Here is a 15,480-nt window from a genome sequence, read left to right on the forward strand (position 1 = left end):
GCTTAGAGGCCTGAGTAAGCGTGCAGGCCCTTGAAGAAGATGTTCACCACTGTGAAGTTGAACATCACCGCGGCAAAGCCCACCATGGCTAGCCATGCAGAACGGCTACCACGCCATCCACGGGTGGAGCGGGCGTGGATGTAACCGGCATAGATGGTCCAGATAATGAAGGTCCAGACTTCCTTGGTGTCCCAACCCCAGTAACGACCCCAGGCCTTTTCTGCCCAGATGGCGCCGGCGATGAGGGTGAAGGTCCAGAGCACGAAACCGATGATGATCAGACGGTAAGCAAAGTTCTCCAGCTGCACAGAGTCAGGAAGTCTCGTCAGGAAAGCCAAACGTGTCTTCTCGCCCGCAGCAACAGCACTCTCTCGCTTGCCTTGAAGAAGCTGCATCAAGGAGAGTGCGAAGCCCAGGGCGAAGAAGCCCGTGGCAAGAGTTGCCACGAAGACGTGGATAACGAGCCAGTAGGACTGAAGCGCAGGTGGGAGTGGAGCGATCTCGACGTAATAGCGAGTGGCTGCAAGACCCAGCAGTAGCAGAACCAGACCTGTAACAAAGGAACCCAGGAACTTTATGTCCCATTTCAGGTTCACAAGAAGGAAGACGCCCACAATTACGAGGGTTCCCGTCATGGCGAACTCATACATGTTTGCCCAGGGAACTCGGGAAGCGGCAAGACCGCGCATCACTGTGGCAGCAAGTTGCAACAAGAAACCAATGACGGTCAGTGCCATCGCAACGCGAGCAAGCTTGCGTCGTTCGGGCACAACGGCGACCTTCTTTGCCTCGCCAACGGCTGCTGAATCGTCACTGGCACCTTTAGCAAGGTCAAGAGTGAACAGCACAAACGCGATGGCGTAGATTGCCATGGCCGAATAGAGGGCAAGAACGGAGTACTGCGAGAGGGTGTCAGTCACGGGTCAATCCTAAGGCTCGTTCGAGCTTGTCTTTCAGGGCAGCAACGGCGCCCTCAAGCGTTGGGTCATCACCACGGGCAAGACCAGCGCATTCCGCTGTAACCGAACCGTCTGAGTTTTCAGTGACCGAAACCCACATACGGCGGCGAGGGATAAAGAGCGAGATCAAGAGACCACCCAATGCCGCGAGGGAGAAGAAGAGAACCCACCCTTGCGTGGGATCACGGTGAATTTCGAGTGAGACGAAACGCTTCACACCGTCAAAGGTCACCGTACCCAAACCATTGGGAAGTTCGACGGTGTCACCGATTTTGAACTCGAGCGACTTCTGAGGCGCTTTGCGTCCTGCGAGTTTGGTCATGTCCTCGGTATCGAGGGCATAGACCGAACGAGGAATTCCTTCATCGACACCAAGATCCCCGGAATACACATCCAAAGTGAGGCGAGGGTCAATCAAGTCTGGATACATCGAGAAAAAGGCGCCGCTGTGGCCTGCGCTCACGGTGGGATAGAAGAAACCAATCAAACCAACTTGTTCAGCCAAGCCGTCAGGAAGTTTGATCACACCCAGAGAGGTGAGGTTCATATCCTGAGGCAGAAAGTTCACGGAGTCCGTAAAGACGACATTGCCTTCAGGGTCACGAACCGTCACCGTGGGGGCATAGCCATGGCCAAGGAGATAGACATCGGTGCCGGCAATGCGCAAAGGCTCGTTGACCTTGATGGTCTGCTTCTGAGGTTCTTCACCCTTAATTTGCGTGGTCACCTCAGCGGTGAAATCCACAGGCTGACCAATCGCGTTGGAGTTTTGCTCTTCATACACAGCAGTGAACTTGTCCAACTGAATTGTGTAAGGAGGAAGCGAGGCTGAGTTGAAGAAGCGTCCTGGGTTGAACGAGTCAAAGGCAATCAGTGAGTTAGTGAAGGCTTGGCCCTCATAAAAAGCGCGCTGACCGGCAAAGCCAAAGCCACCACCAAAGCCCACGGCAATGAGAACACCGACCAGGGCAAAGTGGAAGATGAGGTTTCCGGTCTCGCGCATGTATCCGCGCTCTGCAGAGACCGTAATTGCAGCTTCGGTCTTGAGCTTGCCCTTGCCTCCGGCAGCACGGTCATAGCGAGCGACGCGGTAACGGTCTGACTTGAGAACCTTGCGTGCTGCTTCGAGTACTTCTTCTGCGCTCTTGCCCGAGATAGTGAGCTTGGCATACGCAGGCAGGCGAACCAGGTTCGCAGGAGTAACAGGAGGCTGAGCACGCAATGCTTCGATGTGGTGCTTAGTGCGGGGAAGCACGCACCCAATCAGGGAAACAAACAGCAACAGATAGATGGCCGAGAACCACGCCGAGGAATACACATCGAACATCTGGAACTGATCCAGTATCGGTGCGGTGTCCTTGTGGTCGACGAAGTATTGGCTCACACCGTTGGGGTCTGAGCTGCGCTGTGGAACAAGAGAGCCAGGAACAGCAGCGATAGCCAGCAGCAACAGAAGGAGTAGCGCGGTGCGCATGCTGGTGAGCTGACGCCAGAACCAGCGCAGCCAGCCCACAACACCAAGGTTGGGGTTCATAATCTTGGCGTCGACGTCAACAGGTTTCGAATCAATGTGATCAGAGGGTCGGGACAAAGTTATTGATCACCGCCTGTAGTTGATAGATCCATGCAGTCCACAATCCCGTCACCATGAGCACACCCATGACGATCAGCAGAACTCCACCGAAGATGTTGATGGCTCGAATATGACGCTTGAGGAAAGCGACTGAGCCTGTTGCCCAGCCTAAGCCCAGAGCAAGAAGGACGAAGGGGATACCCAAACCGAGGCAGTAAGCAAAGCCGAGCAGCGCACCGCGCCAGGGCGAGGCAGCATCAATACTCAGCGACAAGATGGCGGTCAGCGTGGGACCCATGCATGGGGTCCAACCCAAACCAAAAACAATGCCCAGCAAGGGAGCGCCGGCGAGGCCCCTGGCTGGGGAAATCTTGAGCTTGGCGGTGCGTTGAAAGAAACCGAACTGTCCAATAAAGATAAAGCCCATGGCAATCACAACGAAGCCCAAGATGACCGTGATGAGTTCTTGCCATTGGATCAACCAGGCACCGATGGCTCCAAAGGCGGCGCCATAGAGAACAAAGACAAGAGAGAAACCGGCAATAAACAGCGAGACGCCGGCAACCATGCGACGAATGTTCCTGCGACGACCCTGCTTATCTGTTGCTGGTTGAGTCACTCCACTGACATAGGCAAGGTAGCCGGGAACAAGCGGGAGAACACAGGGTGAGGCAAAGGAGATGAGTCCGGCTAGCAACGCCAACGGGATGGCGACAAGAAGCTGCCCGCTGTAAACCAGCTCACCCACGTTCATTTACTGAGCGCTCGATTCCGCGGAGATGTCATTGATCAACGTAGAAAGAATGGACGGGTCTGTGAGTTGACCCAAGATGCGGGCCGCGACTCTGCCTTGGGCATCCAAGACCAACGTGGTGGGAACAGCATTGGGGGGAACCTGAGCAGCAAAGGCAAGCTGCGCCTGACCGTCTTGGTCAATGATGCTCTGGTAGGTGATGCCAAAACGTTTGTTGAAGCTGTCGATGGTGGCAGCCTGATCACGCACGTTCACCCCGAGGAAGTTCACACCCTGTGGTGACATCTCGTTGTAGACCTGCTCCAGATCTGGTGCCTCAGCACGGCAAGGAGCACAGCCCGCGTACCAGAAATTGACCACAAGAACATTGCCCAGATAGTCAGCAGAAGAAACTTTTTCGCCAGTCTCTGTCGTTCCCGAGAACGTAATCACGTCACCACGGTTGTCGAGCGTGATCTCGGTGATGGAGCCATCACCAGCGATGTAGTTCTTGTTGGAACCTTCTCGGTATTGCTCAGCTAGAGGATCACTAGAACATCCAGACAGGCCCAGTGCAAGGACGGCAGCACCAGCAACAAGAAGCGTGGTTAGTTTCTTCCTCATACTGCGCCCACATCCAATGCGGTGGCAGTTAGTTCAGCAGCTGGCTCAACATAGCCCACCTCAACAAAGCCGAGCTCGGGCTTCATCGGGTCAATCAGTTCCAAGGTGGTAATGCTGGAAAGGGTGCAGCGGCGAGCGCGCGGATCATGGAATAAGTTCTTGCCGTTGACGTCACGGTGAACCATCCAGATGGGGAGTTGGTGGCTGACGATGACAACGTCACCACCGGGTACCGAGGTGGCGGCATCAATCATTGCTTCGCGCATACGAGAGGCAATGGATTGGTAAGGCTCACCCCAGCTGGGACGGAAGGGGTTCACCAGGTATTTCCAGTTACCAGAATCCTTGAGTGCGGAGTCGGCACCGCGCATGCGCTTTCCCTCAAATGCATTGGTGGGTTCAATAACCCGTTCATCAATATCGATAGGCAACGCAAGCGCCTGAGAAACCGGTGCTGCGGATTCTTGTGTGCGCTGGAGGGGGGAAGCAATCAGGCGTGAATAAGCGCGGCCACGACCGGCTAAATCTGCTGCAGCAAGAGCTGCCATCTGGTGGCCAGCCTCGGAGAGACCGTATTCAGGCAAGCGGCCATACAGCACCCTGTTCGGGTTGAAAACCTCGCCGTGACGGACGAGGTGAAGCTGAGTGGCGACCATGATTCTAAGTCTACGGTTGCCGTTCCGGTGAATTCGCCGAGAGTGGGCAAGTAAACTCTTACCTTGTGACTGAACGCATCGTAATTGAGAACCTGGCAACCATTCCCGAGGGCAACGTAACCGTGGCCGGATGGGTAGATAAGGTCCGTGACCAGAAGAAGGTGCAGTTCGTTGTGCTCCGTGACGAGAGTGGCGCAGCTCAGCTGGTTCACCCTCGTGCTGAAGAGTCTGACCCTATTGCGGACATCATCTCGGGTCTTGCTACCGGAACCTTCATTCGCGTCACTGGTGAACTCAAGCTCGACGAGCGCGTGAAGCTTGGCGGTCTTGAAATCAAGATTGCGGATATCGAGGTAGTCACCGCAGCTAACCCTGAGACCCCTATTGCTGCCGACTCAGGCATCGACAAGCGCCTGGACTGGCGCTTCCTCGACCTGCGTGAAGCACGTAACAACCTCATCTTCCGCGCACAGACCACTCTTGAGCACGCTATGCGTACCTACTGGATTGAGCGCGACTTCATCGAGCTGCACACCCCCAAGCTCATGGCAAGCGCCAGCGAATCCAACGCAGAACTCTTCGAGGTTGAATACTTCGAAGGCAAGGCATACCTCGCGCAGTCGCCGCAGTTCTTCAAGCAGATGGCGCAGTCCGCTGGCTTTGGCAAGATCTTCGAGATCGGCCCCGTCTTCCGCGCAGACCCTTCCTTCACTTCTCGTCACGCCACCGAGTTCATCTCGGTTGACGCTGAGATCAGCTGGATCGACAGCCACGAAGACGTCATGAAGATGCAGGAAGAGCTTCTCGTTGCCGCCATTAGCGCGGTCAGGGAAAAGCACGGCGAGGAAATCAAGGAACTGTTCGACGTGGACGTCGTCGTTCCCACCATTCCTTTCCCCAGAATTCCTCTGGCTGAAGCCAAGAAGATTGTTGCTGAGCGTGGCTATGAAGTACCTCGCAAAGATGACGACATGGACCCCGAGGGTGAGCGCCAGATTGCTGCGTATGTTGCAGAAAAGTATGGCCACGAGTTCGTCTTCTTGACCGACTACGCCACCAGCATTCGTCCGTTCTATCACATGCGTAATGCAGACGATCAGACCATCACCAACAGCTACGATCTGATCTGGCGCGGCACTGAGATCACCACCGGTGCTCAGCGTGAACACCGCATCGACATTCTCGAAGCACAGGCACGCGAGAAGGGTCTTGACCCCACCGAGCTCGAGTTCTACCTCGACTTCTTCCGCTACGGGGTTCCACCCCACGGTGGATTCGGTATGGGCCTGTCCCGCGTAATGATGCTCATGCTGCACCAGCCCAACCTGCGAGAGGTCACCTACCTCTTCCGCGGACCCAACCGTCTGACCCCGTAGTCAGCTCAGCTTCAACGACAAACGCCTCCGAATCTCGGAGGCGTTTGTAATTTACGGTCGTGGTTTAGATTGCACCTAGCTGAGTGAGCTTGGCGTGAAGTTCACTATCTGCAGGTTCAACCTGGAATGCGCCATCGGGGAAAGAGATAACGGGGATGTTCTTGCGTCCCGCAATTCCTTCAGCAATAGCTGCGGCCTCGGGCACTGCTTCGAGGTCGACGTAGTCGTAGTCAACACCGAGAGTGTCGAGGAGCTTCTTTGAGCGGCGGCAGTCACCACACCACTCGGCTCCATACATCGTGATTTTGTCCTGTGGATTACTCATACCTTTAGCCTAATCCTCGCTACGATTACGTGTTGGGATAAATTTCCCGCACAGGTTTCGGTTTTCACCGGTTCCACTTTTGAAAGGTTTATAACTATGGGCGACATGTCCTTCCTCACAATGTTCATCTGGGCATTTGTTTTCATTGCTTACCTGATGGTCCTCTTCTCGATCATTGGTGACCTCTTCCGCGACCACAAAATGTCCGGTTGGGCTAAGGCAGCATGGATCTTCTTCCTCATCATCGGTTTCTGGATTACCGCTCTGATCTACCTCATCGTTCGCGGTGGCGGTATGGCAGCACGCCAGCAGGCTGCTATGCAGGAAGCACAGGCACAGGCTGACGCTTACATCAAGCAGGTTGCAGGCGAGTCTTCTCACGCTGATGAGATCGCTAAGGCACAGGCACTCAAGGACTCTGGTGCATTGACCGCTGCAGAGTTCACCGCTTTGAAGAAGAAGATCCTCGCTTCGAAGTAGTCATTGAACAACACGAAGGCCCCGGGTTATCCCGGGGCCTTCGTCGTTAACACTTGAGTTCTTAGAACTCGTAGTCGACTGCAGTGCGCTGCGCCGCATACTTCTTGATTACCTTGGCAGCCTCTTCGTGAGCAGGGTGTGCTGCATAGGCAGCAAGGCCATCGGGGTCATCGAAGGTGGAGTCCAGGACTACGTCGTAGTTGGCGCCCACGAATAAAGCATTAGGGCGAACGGTGAGTGAGCGCAGCGTGGGAACAACTCCGTTGAGTCCTTCAAGTGCCACGCGCATCTCTTCTGCCTGAGCGAGCTTCTCTTCTGGAGCTTCGCTGGCCAACTTCCACATCACGATGTGACGAATACTCATGAGAGCTCCTTTAATGCTGTGGTGAGACGCTCAGGGTCGATGCGCCAGTAGTTGTGAACTTTGCCGTTAATCAACAGCACAGGGATTTGATCCCAATAGGAATCAAAGAGCTCTTTGTCGTCCTCGATACTGAGTTCCTCCACGGCAATGTTCTGCTCGGGAAGAGCCTTCACCACGGTGGCAACGACTGCTTCTGCGTCATCGCAGAGGTGGCAGCCTGGCTTACCAATCAGGGTGAGGGTGATCTCGGACACCCTTCCAGACTAAGACACTGCTTCGTGCCAGAAGACAGCAAAAAGCGCCAGAGCTGATGCTCTGACGCCTTTATGCTGCAAGAAGTAGAGACCTACTTCTTGTTACGACGCTGGTGGCGAGTCTTACGAAGCAACTTACGGTGCTTCTTCTTCGCCATACGCTTGCGGCGCTTCTTGATGACTGAACCCACACGAACCTCACAAAAATTGGGCTAGATCGCGATGATTGCGATCAGTGACTGGCAAATAATGCCTCGTGGAAGTCTAGCGGATTACTTACCGCTGGATTTACGAAGGCGGGAAACTGCATTACGAACAGCATCCTTGGTGGTGTTCTGCAGATCACCGAAGGCCTGGGTCACCTGGAAAACGGTTGTGGCAGCAGCACTACCGACCGAGGTTCCCGCTGCAACTACTGCTTCATCAGCAGCTGCGAAGAGACGCTCTTGGCCTGCTTCATCGGCATCGCCGGGGAAGTTCACGCTGAGGAAAGGGATCGCCCAGTCTTCGAGCTCTTCCAGCGGTGTGGGGTCGAGGTGGTAGAGACGGTGCTGACCATCTTCACGCACACCTACCAGTCCAGCTTCGCGGAGTACTTTCAACTGCTTTGAAACAGTGGGCTGGCTCAGGCCAGTGCGTGCTACGAGTTCAGACACACTCATCTCACCCGAGTCAGCAACCAGATTCTCTAAAAGAATCTGCAGCATCTCGCGTCGGGTGGAATCTGCGACTACGTCAAAAATGTCAGCCATGGAATAAGGTTACCGCCCTATATGCACCGCGTAGCATGGGAATGTCTCAGCACAACTACCAGAGGGGGAAAAGATGGCTACAGAAGGTTCTCAGTCTTTCCCCCCGCAGTTTCGCGAGTGGGTAGAAGGCTTTGCTTCTCGTTCACCCTCGCGCTTTGCTCTGTTAGTTTTTGCAACACTTATTGCCGTCTTCACCTTTCTGCTCTCGCAGCCATTTGCCTCAGCTTCAGGTAAAACCACGAATTTTGCTGACGCACTTTTCTCAGCTGTCTCAACAATTTGCGTCGCTGGGCTGAGCACCGTTGATATGGCGACTTACTGGTCTCCCTTAGGTAATGCAATTGTCTTTACCGGTACTCAGGTGGGTGCGCTCGGCGTGCTGACACTTGCATCTATTTTGGGTGCAATTATTTCGGGTCGACTAGGTCTTCGTGCCCGCCTGATGGCAGCAAGCGACACGAACCCTTTGCGTCTGCACAGTGGCCCTGTTTCTGAGGGCCAGGCCATTCGCCTTGGTGAAGTCGGAGGACTACTTGCAACAGTTGCGTTGAGCCTGGTGATTATCGAGTCCGTGATTGCGGCGCTGATGTTGCCTAGTGTTCTTGCTGCTGGCTACCCACTTGGGGAAAGCATATGGTTTAGCTTCTACTACTCAGCTATGTCTTTCACCAACACAGGGTTTACGCCGAATGTGGGCGGGCTTGAAATGTTTGCGGGGGACTACTGGTTCCTCACACTCATCATGGTTGGAGTATTACTGGGAAGCGTCGGTTTCCCCGTCATCTACGCATTGAGTCGCAATCTCAAGAACCCTCGAAAATGGTCGCTGCACGTCAAGATCACTCTGGTGACCTGGGCCATTTTGTGGGTAGGTGGGGTCATCGCTTATCTCTTGCTCGAACCAGAGAACAGCCTCGTCTTTGCAGGGATGGGGCCAGGTGAATTGACGTACCAGGCGGCATTCCTCTCCACCATGGCACGATCCGGGGGATTTAACCTGGTCGATATTGGTCAGCTGGACTCCTCCACATTGCTCATGACTGACATGCTCATGTTCATCGGTGGTGGATCAGCTTCTACCGCTGGAGGCATCAAAGTCACTACATTTGCGGTGCTAATTTTGGCCGCTTTGTCTGAAGCACGTGGACGAAGTTCAATTGAAGCTTTTGGCAGAACTATCCCCCAAGATGTTCTCCGTCTTGCCGTGAGTGTGGGTCTGTGGGGCGCAACCACCGTTGCTGTTGGTGCGCTCCTTGTTAGTGAATTCACAGACGCCGCATTTGAATACGTACTTTTTGATGTCATTTCTGCTTTTGCCACTGTGGGGATGTCGACTGGTCTGACCGCGACTCTTCCCGACGAAGGTCTGTACGTCATGTCCATTGTGATGTTCATGGGCAGAGTAGGTACCGTAACCTTGGCTGCTGCCCTTGCGGCATCTCAAGTGGGACAATTCTTTAGACGCCCCGAAGAAAGGCCCATCGTTGGTTGATCGCAAAAAGAAAGACAATGCCGTTCTGGTTATTGGGCTGGGACGCTTTGGCGCTGCCACAGCTGGTGAGTTAGACCGTCTCGATAGAGAGGTTCTCGCTGTGGACTCCGACATGGAGTTGGTACAGAAATGGTCAGAACGCGTTACCCACACTGTTCAAGCTGATGTCACCAAAATTGAAGCCTTGCAGCAGATTGGTGCACAGGAATTTTCTGTAGCCGTTGTGGCCGTTGGCTCTTCTATCGAAGCTAGCGTTCTCATCACTGCGAACTTGGTCGATTTGGGTATCCCCGAGATTTGGGCCAAGGCAATCAGCAGATCACACGGTCAGATTCTGGAACGCATTGGTGCTACCCATGTCATATATCCAGAAGCGGAAGCCGGCGAGCGTGTTGCCCACTTGTTGAATGGACAAATGTTGGATTTCGTCGAAGTCGACGAAGACTTCGCCATCGTGCGGATGTTCCCACCCCGAATTCTTCTTGGCAAGACCCTTGCTCAGGCAGGTATTCGAAACGAATACAAGATTACGACTGTGGGCGTGAAGAAGCCTGATGAATCCTTTACCTATGCGACTGCAGAGACTCTGATTGCTGAGGGTGATCAGATTTTGGTCTCAGGTCACCCTGCTGACATTGAGAAGTTCGCCGCACTTCCTAAGTAGTACTACTCGCCGCGAGCCATTTCTTCGGAACGAGCAATGGCTGCCTGCGTTCCCTTGAGCAGGATGCCCTTGATGTCAGCTTCATCGAACACGGCGATAGCGCGCTCTGTGCTTCCCTTGGGGCTGGTGACTTGGCGACGTAGCTCTGAGGGTTCTACACCGGACTGGGCCAGTAGTTCCACTGCTCCGCGGAAGGTGCCCTGCACCATCTTCTCGGCCTGCTCAGCATTGAATCCGTGCTCAAGGGCAACCTTGGTCAGCTGCTCAATGAAGTAGAAGACATAAGCAGGGCCTGAACCAGAGATGGCACCGAGAGCATCGATCTTGTTCTCGGGAAGAATGATCACTTCTCCCACTGTGCTGAACATCGAGGAAATGAGCTCGAGCTGCGCGGGGGTGGAGCGAGTGCCTGCTGCAATGCCAGTGACCCCAAGTCCAATCTTGGATGGAGTGTTAGGCATGGTGCGAATAACGGAGACGTGCTCGGGTAGGTGAGCTTCCATGGTTGCGGTGGTGACACCGGCCGCAACGCTGACCACAATGGCGCCTTCGGCGAGCGCGGGGGAGATCTCATCGAGCAGGTCGGGCACCATGGCAGGCTTCACAGCGACGAGCACGATCTGTGCACCGGCAACTGCCTTGCTGTTGGCCTCAGGGTCATTGGCTGTTGCCCAGGCCTGAACTCGTGGTTCGGTGTCGAACCGGGCAGCGTTCTCGGCGCTGCGGTTCGTCACACGTACCTGCCCGTCCACGCTGACATGGGGAGCTAAGAGGCCGGCCAGGATGGCTCGTGCCATCGAGCCAGCACCCAGCATCGCGATGGTCGGAAGGGTTACCTGTGTTTTGTCTGTCACCTGCTCATTCTAGGATTGGGACACAAGCCAATGAGGGAGATACGTCGATGAGCCATTCAGGTGGAACCAAAGCAATCGTTGCTGCACTGCTGGCAAACCTCGGTATTGCCGCCACCAAGTTCATTGCATGGGCGTTCTCCGGAGCTACCTCTCTGCTAGCCGAGGGTGTCCACTCCCTCGCTGACTCCGGTAATCAGCTTCTGTTGTTACTCGGTGGACGCAAGGCAAAGAAACGTGCTGACGGCAAGCACCCCTTCGGCTATGGCCGTGAGCGCTTCGTCTACGCCTTCGTTGTGTCCATCATCTTGTTCAGCGTGGGTGGCGTCTTCTCTCTCTATGAAGGAATCCACAAGCTGCAACACCCTGAGCCCATTGAGATGTGGTGGCTGCCCATCTTGGTACTTTCCATTTCGATTGTTCTCGAGAGCTTCTCGCTCCGCACCGCCATCAAGGAATCTAACCCGCTACGTGGCAATGCATCCTGGTTCCAGTTCATTCGTCACGCTAAGGCACCCGAGCTTCCTGTCGTCCTGCTCGAGGACACTGCAGCTCTGCTTGGTTTGGTGCTGGCCTTCTTTGGTGTGGGCTTGACGGTCATTACCGGTGACAGTGTCTTCGATGCTCTGGGCACTATTGCAATTGGTGTGCTGTTGATTATTGTGGCCATCATCTTGGGACTCGAGACCAAGGGTCTGCTTGTCGGTGAAGGCGCCAGCGTTGAGGACGTCCAGGCCATCGAGAAGGCCATCATCTCCGGTGGTGAGACCGACGGCATCATTCACATGAAGACCCTCTACCTCGGACCAGATGAGTTCATGGTGGGTGCCAAGCTGGCATTCCCCGCAGAGCTCCGCTTCTCTGAAGTGGCAAAATCTATCGACAGTATTGAGACCCGCGTGCGCGAGGCAGTTCCTGCAGCACGTGTGATTTACATTGAGCCTGATGTTGCACGTCTTGACCGCACCGAATCGGTGGCAACCGATGCCATCGTGATTAAGGGAACCGACTAACCCAGCTTCTCTCGGAAGAATTCGGTCAGGAGCTGACCACATTCTTCGGCCAGCACACCCGAGATCACTTCAACCTGGTGGTTGAGACGGCGGTCTCGTAAGAGGTCAAAGACAGAGCCGGCAGCTCCGGCTTTCTCATCCCAAGCGCCATAAACAACGGTGGGAATGCGTGCTGCCAGGATTGCTCCGGCACACATCACACAAGGTTCGAGAGTGACCACAAGCGTGCAGTCGCTGAGGCGCCAGTTGCCAAGTTTCTCTGCCGCAGCACGAATAGCCATCACCTCGGCATGGCCGAGTGGATTTTCATCTCGCTCTTTGGTGTTGCGTCCGGTGGCAATAACTGTGCCTTCGGCATCAAGAATGACCGCACCCACGGGCACATCATCCGAGTGCGCACAGGCACGTGCTTCCACCAACGCAAGCTCCATTTGGGCCTTGCGTTCGTGGGATGTGGGAACTGCCATACCTCGAGCCTATATCCGCATATTTGACAGGGTTTAGCGCAGTCCGGTTAACTTATCTCTATGACAACTGGCGCTCACACCTTCACTGGTGCTCACGGCATGATGCCCGTGATGAGCTGTGCCTGCCGTCGAATGTGTTGCAGCAACTAACTCCCGCTGCATTACCCCTCATTCGACACTCAACACATCGCCCGTGTTAACCCGGCCTGATGTTTATGGCACCACAAAGGATTCCAATGTCAACACCCACCGAACGCCCTATCCCTAAGGGATTCGCGCTTTATGTCGGCCTCGACGAGGCAACTGCTGCTGAGCGCGGTCTAGACCTGGGCAAGGTTGTGGAAGCTCTCAAGAAGCTCACCAATGAACTCGTTCCTGGCACCGAAACCTATGCCGCGGTTGCACTTGCTCCTGCCAGCTCACGAGGTCGCCAAGTGGACCTGGTTCGCCTCGCTCTGCAAGAGCCTTCCGCCGTGGCGAAATACACCCCAGAAGAAGACTTTGAGCCATCTGATGGTGACGGTGGTGTTGTGGTCGACATCTCGCGCAAGCGCGTGCTGATTGACTACCAAGCGGCGCCGCTGACCTTCAAAGAGTTTGAGCTGCTCCAGTTCCTTGTTGTTCACAAGGGTGAGACGATCAGCCGTGAAGAAATCATCAAGGCACTCTGGCGCGAAGATGATCTCGATATCCCCAACGAGCGCACTATCGACGTTCACGTTCGACGTCTACGTTCCAAGCTCGGCCGCTTCGAAGACATCGTGCGCACGGTGCGTGGTGTGGGTTACCGCTATGACACTCACGCTGACGTAACCGTCATGCATGCTGGCACCCCCAGCCCGGATCTTTTCTAAAGTTCTCAGGAAACTTGTAGGAAAAACACTTCCCCACCGTTACCGTTCCGTTATAAAGTGTCATTACGAGCGTTGCTAGCTGTGGCTAACTCGTGAATGTGATTGCAAAACTCTTGGTGTAATACAAGGGCCGATCGGATGCCTCTTCCGATCGGCCCTTACCTATTGCCTAGGCTGTACTCATGACCTGCTCACTCGTATGGCTGCGCGACGATCTTCGCGTTGCAGATAACCCCGCTCTTGTTGCTGCGGTAGAACGTGGTGAGCCCGTCGTTGTGGTGTTCATCCTGGATGAAGTTTCTCCCGGCATTCGCCCCCTGGGCGGCGCAACAAAGTGGTGGCTCCACCACAGTCTCACCGCACTGCGAGACAAGCTTCACCGTCTCGGTGGCGAGCTGATTCTTCGCCAGGGAGCGGCACCAGACATCATTCGCACCCTCATCCGAGAGACAGGTGCAACTGCTCTCTACTGGAACCGTCGCTATGGCAAGCCCGAGCGCGACATGGACGCCAGCATCAAGGACTACGCCAAAGCCTCCGGACTCGAAGCTCACAGTTTCCAGGCCAACCTGTTGTTTGAGCCTTGGACGGTGCGCACCGGAAGTGGCACTCCCTATACCGTGTTCACTCCGTTCTGGAAGTCCTGCATCAACCGCCCGACTCCACCCAGGCTTCCTGCGCCCACGCCCGAGTCCATCACTTCTCCGGCAACACTTCCTGACAGTGATGACCTCGATAACTGGAACCTGCTTCCCACCAACCCCAACTGGGCACTTGCGTTCCCCGTTCGCTGGACCGTGGGAGAAAACGGTGCACATGCTGCACTGGAGCGCTTCTTTGCCAGCCGCATAGATCGTTATGCCAAGGGCAGAGACTTCCCTGCTGAGTATTCGACCAGTGAGCTCTCTCCCCACCTGCGGTGGGGCGAGATCAGTCCTTTCCAGATCTGGCATGCCACCGATGATTTCCGTCGTGATCACGGCAACTCTGCAGAGTTCTCCACGAACGCCGCGAAGTTCTTAGCTGAACTGGGATGGCGTGAGTTCAGCTATCACCTGCTTTATCACTGGCCAGATCTGGCCACGGTGAATTTCGATGCGCGCTTCAACCACTTCCCCTGGGGCGAACCAGATCCAGAGATTCTCGAAGCCTGGCAACAGGGTCGCACCGGCATCCCCATGGTGGACGCCGGTATGCGTGAACTCTGGCAGACCGGTTACATGCACAACCGTGTGCGCATGATTGCGGCATCCTTCCTGATCAAGAACTTGCTCATTGACTGGCGCGTAGGCGAAGCATGGTTCTGGGATACCCTCGTCGATGCTGACCCTGCCAGCAATGCTGCCTCCTGGCAGTGGGTTGCCGGCAGCGGTGCTGACGCGGCTCCCTACTTCCGCGTGTTCAACCCCGTGCTGCAAGCAGACAAGTTCGACCCGAAGCGGGAATACCTTCACCGCTACCTCGGAGAATATGAACACCCCATGCTTAGCGGATACCCCGAACCAATCGTGGATCTCCTCGAGTCACGAAACCGTGCACTCGAGGCGTTCAAGACCTTGGCGGATGATCCCCGGAGCATTGCCCCGCCCACCATCGATCTGTAAACAAAAATGCCCCGCTCGTTCGGCAAGAACAAGCGGGGCATTTCTTTGACTTCTATTGAACGATGGCGATGCCCGTTTTGGCCGAGGCATCGTTGACGCCACCAGCATCAACAACATTGGTGAAGCCAGAGGCCTTCATGATCTCAACTGCCTGGGCTGAACGGTTTCCAGAACGGCAGTAAACAACATATTCACCATCGGTGGGGAGCTGGCCCAAAATAGTGCCGAAGTTGGCATCCTGAACATCAATATTCACCGCACCATCAAGGTGGCCTTCGCTGTATTCACTGGGCGTGCGCACATCAATGACGATGGTGTTGGAATCCACCGTGATGGGCTCACTTGCGGGAGCGCATGCGGACAACGCAAAGGTTGTCGCAAGAACGAGGGCGAACAGCGCTAAAAACTTCTTCATGTCCACAGAATAGCAGATACCCCT

General features: G+C 55.1%; 20 protein-coding genes. 7 read left to right on the forward strand and 13 right to left on the reverse strand.

The window, feature by feature from the left end:
* Nucleotides 1-2: 2 nt before the first annotated feature.
* Genes ccsB through AURMO_RS08185 form a run of 5 tightly spaced genes read right to left on the reverse strand, consistent with a single transcriptional unit; the run spans nt 3 to nt 4,545 of the window.
* Complete coding sequence (ccsB, locus tag AURMO_RS08165; protein WP_420807770.1) at nt 3-920, reverse strand: c-type cytochrome biogenesis protein CcsB; 918 nt, start codon at nt 918-920, stop codon at nt 3-5.
* Nucleotides 913-2,550 carry a cytochrome c biogenesis protein ResB gene (resB, locus tag AURMO_RS08170; RefSeq protein ID WP_110234690.1) on the reverse strand — a complete coding sequence of 546 codons (1,638 nt, stop codon included), beginning with the start codon at nt 2,548-2,550 and terminating at the stop codon, nt 913-915. Before resB ends, ccsB begins: the two co-directional genes overlap by 8 nt.
* Entirely contained in the window at nt 2,534-3,286 is a 753-nt protein-coding gene (locus tag AURMO_RS08175; protein ID WP_110234691.1) for a cytochrome c biogenesis CcdA family protein, read from the reverse strand. The genes resB and AURMO_RS08175 overlap by 17 nt, the downstream gene beginning before the upstream one ends.
* Nucleotides 3,287-3,889, reverse strand: a complete 603-nt coding sequence (locus tag AURMO_RS08180) for a TlpA disulfide reductase family protein (protein WP_110234692.1) — start codon at nt 3,887-3,889, stop codon at nt 3,287-3,289. It abuts the gene before it with no gap.
* On the reverse strand, nt 3,886-4,545 hold the full coding sequence (locus tag AURMO_RS08185) for a histidine phosphatase family protein (protein ID WP_110234693.1): 660 nt from the start codon (nt 4,543-4,545) through the stop codon (nt 3,886-3,888). The genes AURMO_RS08180 and AURMO_RS08185 overlap by 4 nt, the downstream gene beginning before the upstream one ends.
* A 65-nt stretch (nt 4,546-4,610) precedes the next feature.
* On the opposite strand from AURMO_RS08185, the gene aspS reads away from it, so the two are divergent.
* Nucleotides 4,611-5,921 (forward strand): aspartate--tRNA(Asn) ligase, encoded by a 1,311-nt coding sequence (aspS, locus tag AURMO_RS08190; RefSeq protein WP_110234694.1) that lies wholly within the window; start codon nt 4,611-4,613, stop codon nt 5,919-5,921.
* A 64-nt stretch (nt 5,922-5,985) separates the two neighbouring features.
* Here aspS and AURMO_RS08195 read toward each other — a convergent pair whose 3' ends face one another.
* Nucleotides 5,986-6,246: a glutaredoxin domain-containing protein gene (locus AURMO_RS08195; protein WP_110234695.1), complete on the reverse strand. Its 261-nt coding sequence runs from the start codon at nt 6,244-6,246 to the stop codon at nt 5,986-5,988.
* Between the two features lie 96 nt (nt 6,247-6,342).
* On the opposite strand from AURMO_RS08195, the gene AURMO_RS08200 reads away from it, so the two are divergent.
* A complete protein-coding gene (locus tag AURMO_RS08200; RefSeq protein WP_110234696.1) occupies nt 6,343-6,726 on the forward strand; it encodes an SHOCT domain-containing protein in 384 nt (127 codons plus the stop codon).
* A 61-nt stretch (nt 6,727-6,787) separates the two neighbouring features.
* Here AURMO_RS08200 and AURMO_RS08205 read toward each other — a convergent pair whose 3' ends face one another.
* The 4 genes from AURMO_RS08205 to AURMO_RS08220 form a co-directional block, all read right to left on the reverse strand.
* Complete coding sequence (locus tag AURMO_RS08205) at nt 6,788-7,090, reverse strand: Dabb family protein (protein ID WP_110234697.1); 303 nt, start codon at nt 7,088-7,090, stop codon at nt 6,788-6,790.
* A complete protein-coding gene (locus AURMO_RS08210) occupies nt 7,087-7,344 on the reverse strand; it encodes a glutaredoxin family protein (RefSeq protein ID WP_110234698.1) in 258 nt (85 codons plus the stop codon). The genes AURMO_RS08205 and AURMO_RS08210 overlap by 4 nt, the downstream gene beginning before the upstream one ends.
* 92 nt (nt 7,345-7,436) lie before the next feature.
* A complete protein-coding gene (locus AURMO_RS08215; protein ID WP_003792170.1) occupies nt 7,437-7,535 on the reverse strand; it encodes a 30S ribosomal protein bS22 in 99 nt (32 codons plus the stop codon).
* Nucleotides 7,536-7,616: 81 nt separating this feature from the next.
* The gene (locus AURMO_RS08220) at nt 7,617-8,096 is read right to left on the reverse strand and encodes an ArsR/SmtB family transcription factor (RefSeq protein WP_110234699.1); all 480 of its coding nucleotides are present in this window, start codon (nt 8,094-8,096) and stop codon (nt 7,617-7,619) included.
* 73 nt (nt 8,097-8,169) lie between these two features.
* Here AURMO_RS08220 and AURMO_RS08225 point away from each other — a divergent pair, with 73 nt between their 5' ends.
* Together AURMO_RS08225 and AURMO_RS08230 are read left to right on the forward strand one after the other, a co-directional pair.
* A complete protein-coding gene (locus tag AURMO_RS08225; protein ID WP_110234700.1) occupies nt 8,170-9,588 on the forward strand; it encodes a TrkH family potassium uptake protein in 1,419 nt (472 codons plus the stop codon).
* On the forward strand, nt 9,581-10,252 hold the full coding sequence (locus tag AURMO_RS08230; protein ID WP_110234701.1) for a potassium channel family protein: 672 nt from the start codon (nt 9,581-9,583) through the stop codon (nt 10,250-10,252). The genes AURMO_RS08225 and AURMO_RS08230 overlap by 8 nt, the downstream gene beginning before the upstream one ends.
* 2 nt (nt 10,253-10,254) lie before the next feature.
* Here the strand turns inward: AURMO_RS08230 and proC are convergent, their stop codons facing one another.
* Nucleotides 10,255-11,106 carry a pyrroline-5-carboxylate reductase gene (gene proC, locus AURMO_RS08235; RefSeq protein WP_420807771.1) on the reverse strand — a complete coding sequence of 284 codons (852 nt, stop codon included), beginning with the start codon at nt 11,104-11,106 and terminating at the stop codon, nt 10,255-10,257.
* Between the two features lie 47 nt (nt 11,107-11,153).
* On the opposite strand from proC, the gene AURMO_RS08240 reads away from it, so the two are divergent.
* A complete protein-coding gene (locus AURMO_RS08240; protein WP_110234702.1) occupies nt 11,154-12,116 on the forward strand; it encodes a cation diffusion facilitator family transporter in 963 nt (320 codons plus the stop codon).
* Here the strand turns inward: AURMO_RS08240 and tadA are convergent.
* A complete protein-coding gene (gene tadA / locus AURMO_RS08245) occupies nt 12,113-12,583 on the reverse strand; it encodes a tRNA adenosine(34) deaminase TadA (RefSeq protein ID WP_204163613.1) in 471 nt (156 codons plus the stop codon). The two genes, AURMO_RS08240 and tadA, sit on opposite strands and share 4 nt — an antisense overlap.
* A gap of 209 nt (nt 12,584-12,792) precedes the next feature.
* Between tadA and AURMO_RS08250 the strand changes: the two genes are divergently transcribed.
* Nucleotides 12,793-13,437, forward strand: coding sequence for a winged helix-turn-helix domain-containing protein (locus AURMO_RS08250; protein ID WP_110234703.1), 645 nt, complete (start codon nt 12,793-12,795; stop codon nt 13,435-13,437).
* A gap of 182 nt (nt 13,438-13,619) precedes the next feature.
* Nucleotides 13,620-15,041 carry a cryptochrome/photolyase family protein gene (locus AURMO_RS08255; RefSeq protein WP_110234704.1) on the forward strand — a complete coding sequence of 474 codons (1,422 nt, stop codon included), beginning with the start codon at nt 13,620-13,622 and terminating at the stop codon, nt 15,039-15,041.
* 52 nt (nt 15,042-15,093) lie between these two features.
* Here AURMO_RS08255 and AURMO_RS08260 read toward each other — a convergent pair whose 3' ends face one another.
* Complete coding sequence (locus AURMO_RS08260) at nt 15,094-15,456, reverse strand: rhodanese-like domain-containing protein (RefSeq protein WP_110234933.1); 363 nt, start codon at nt 15,454-15,456, stop codon at nt 15,094-15,096.
* Between the last annotated feature and the right edge of the window lie 24 nt (nt 15,457-15,480).

Source organism: Aurantimicrobium photophilum, assembly GCF_003194085.1.
In the GTDB taxonomy this organism is placed as follows: Bacteria; Actinomycetota; Actinomycetes; order Actinomycetales; family Microbacteriaceae; genus Aurantimicrobium; species Aurantimicrobium photophilum.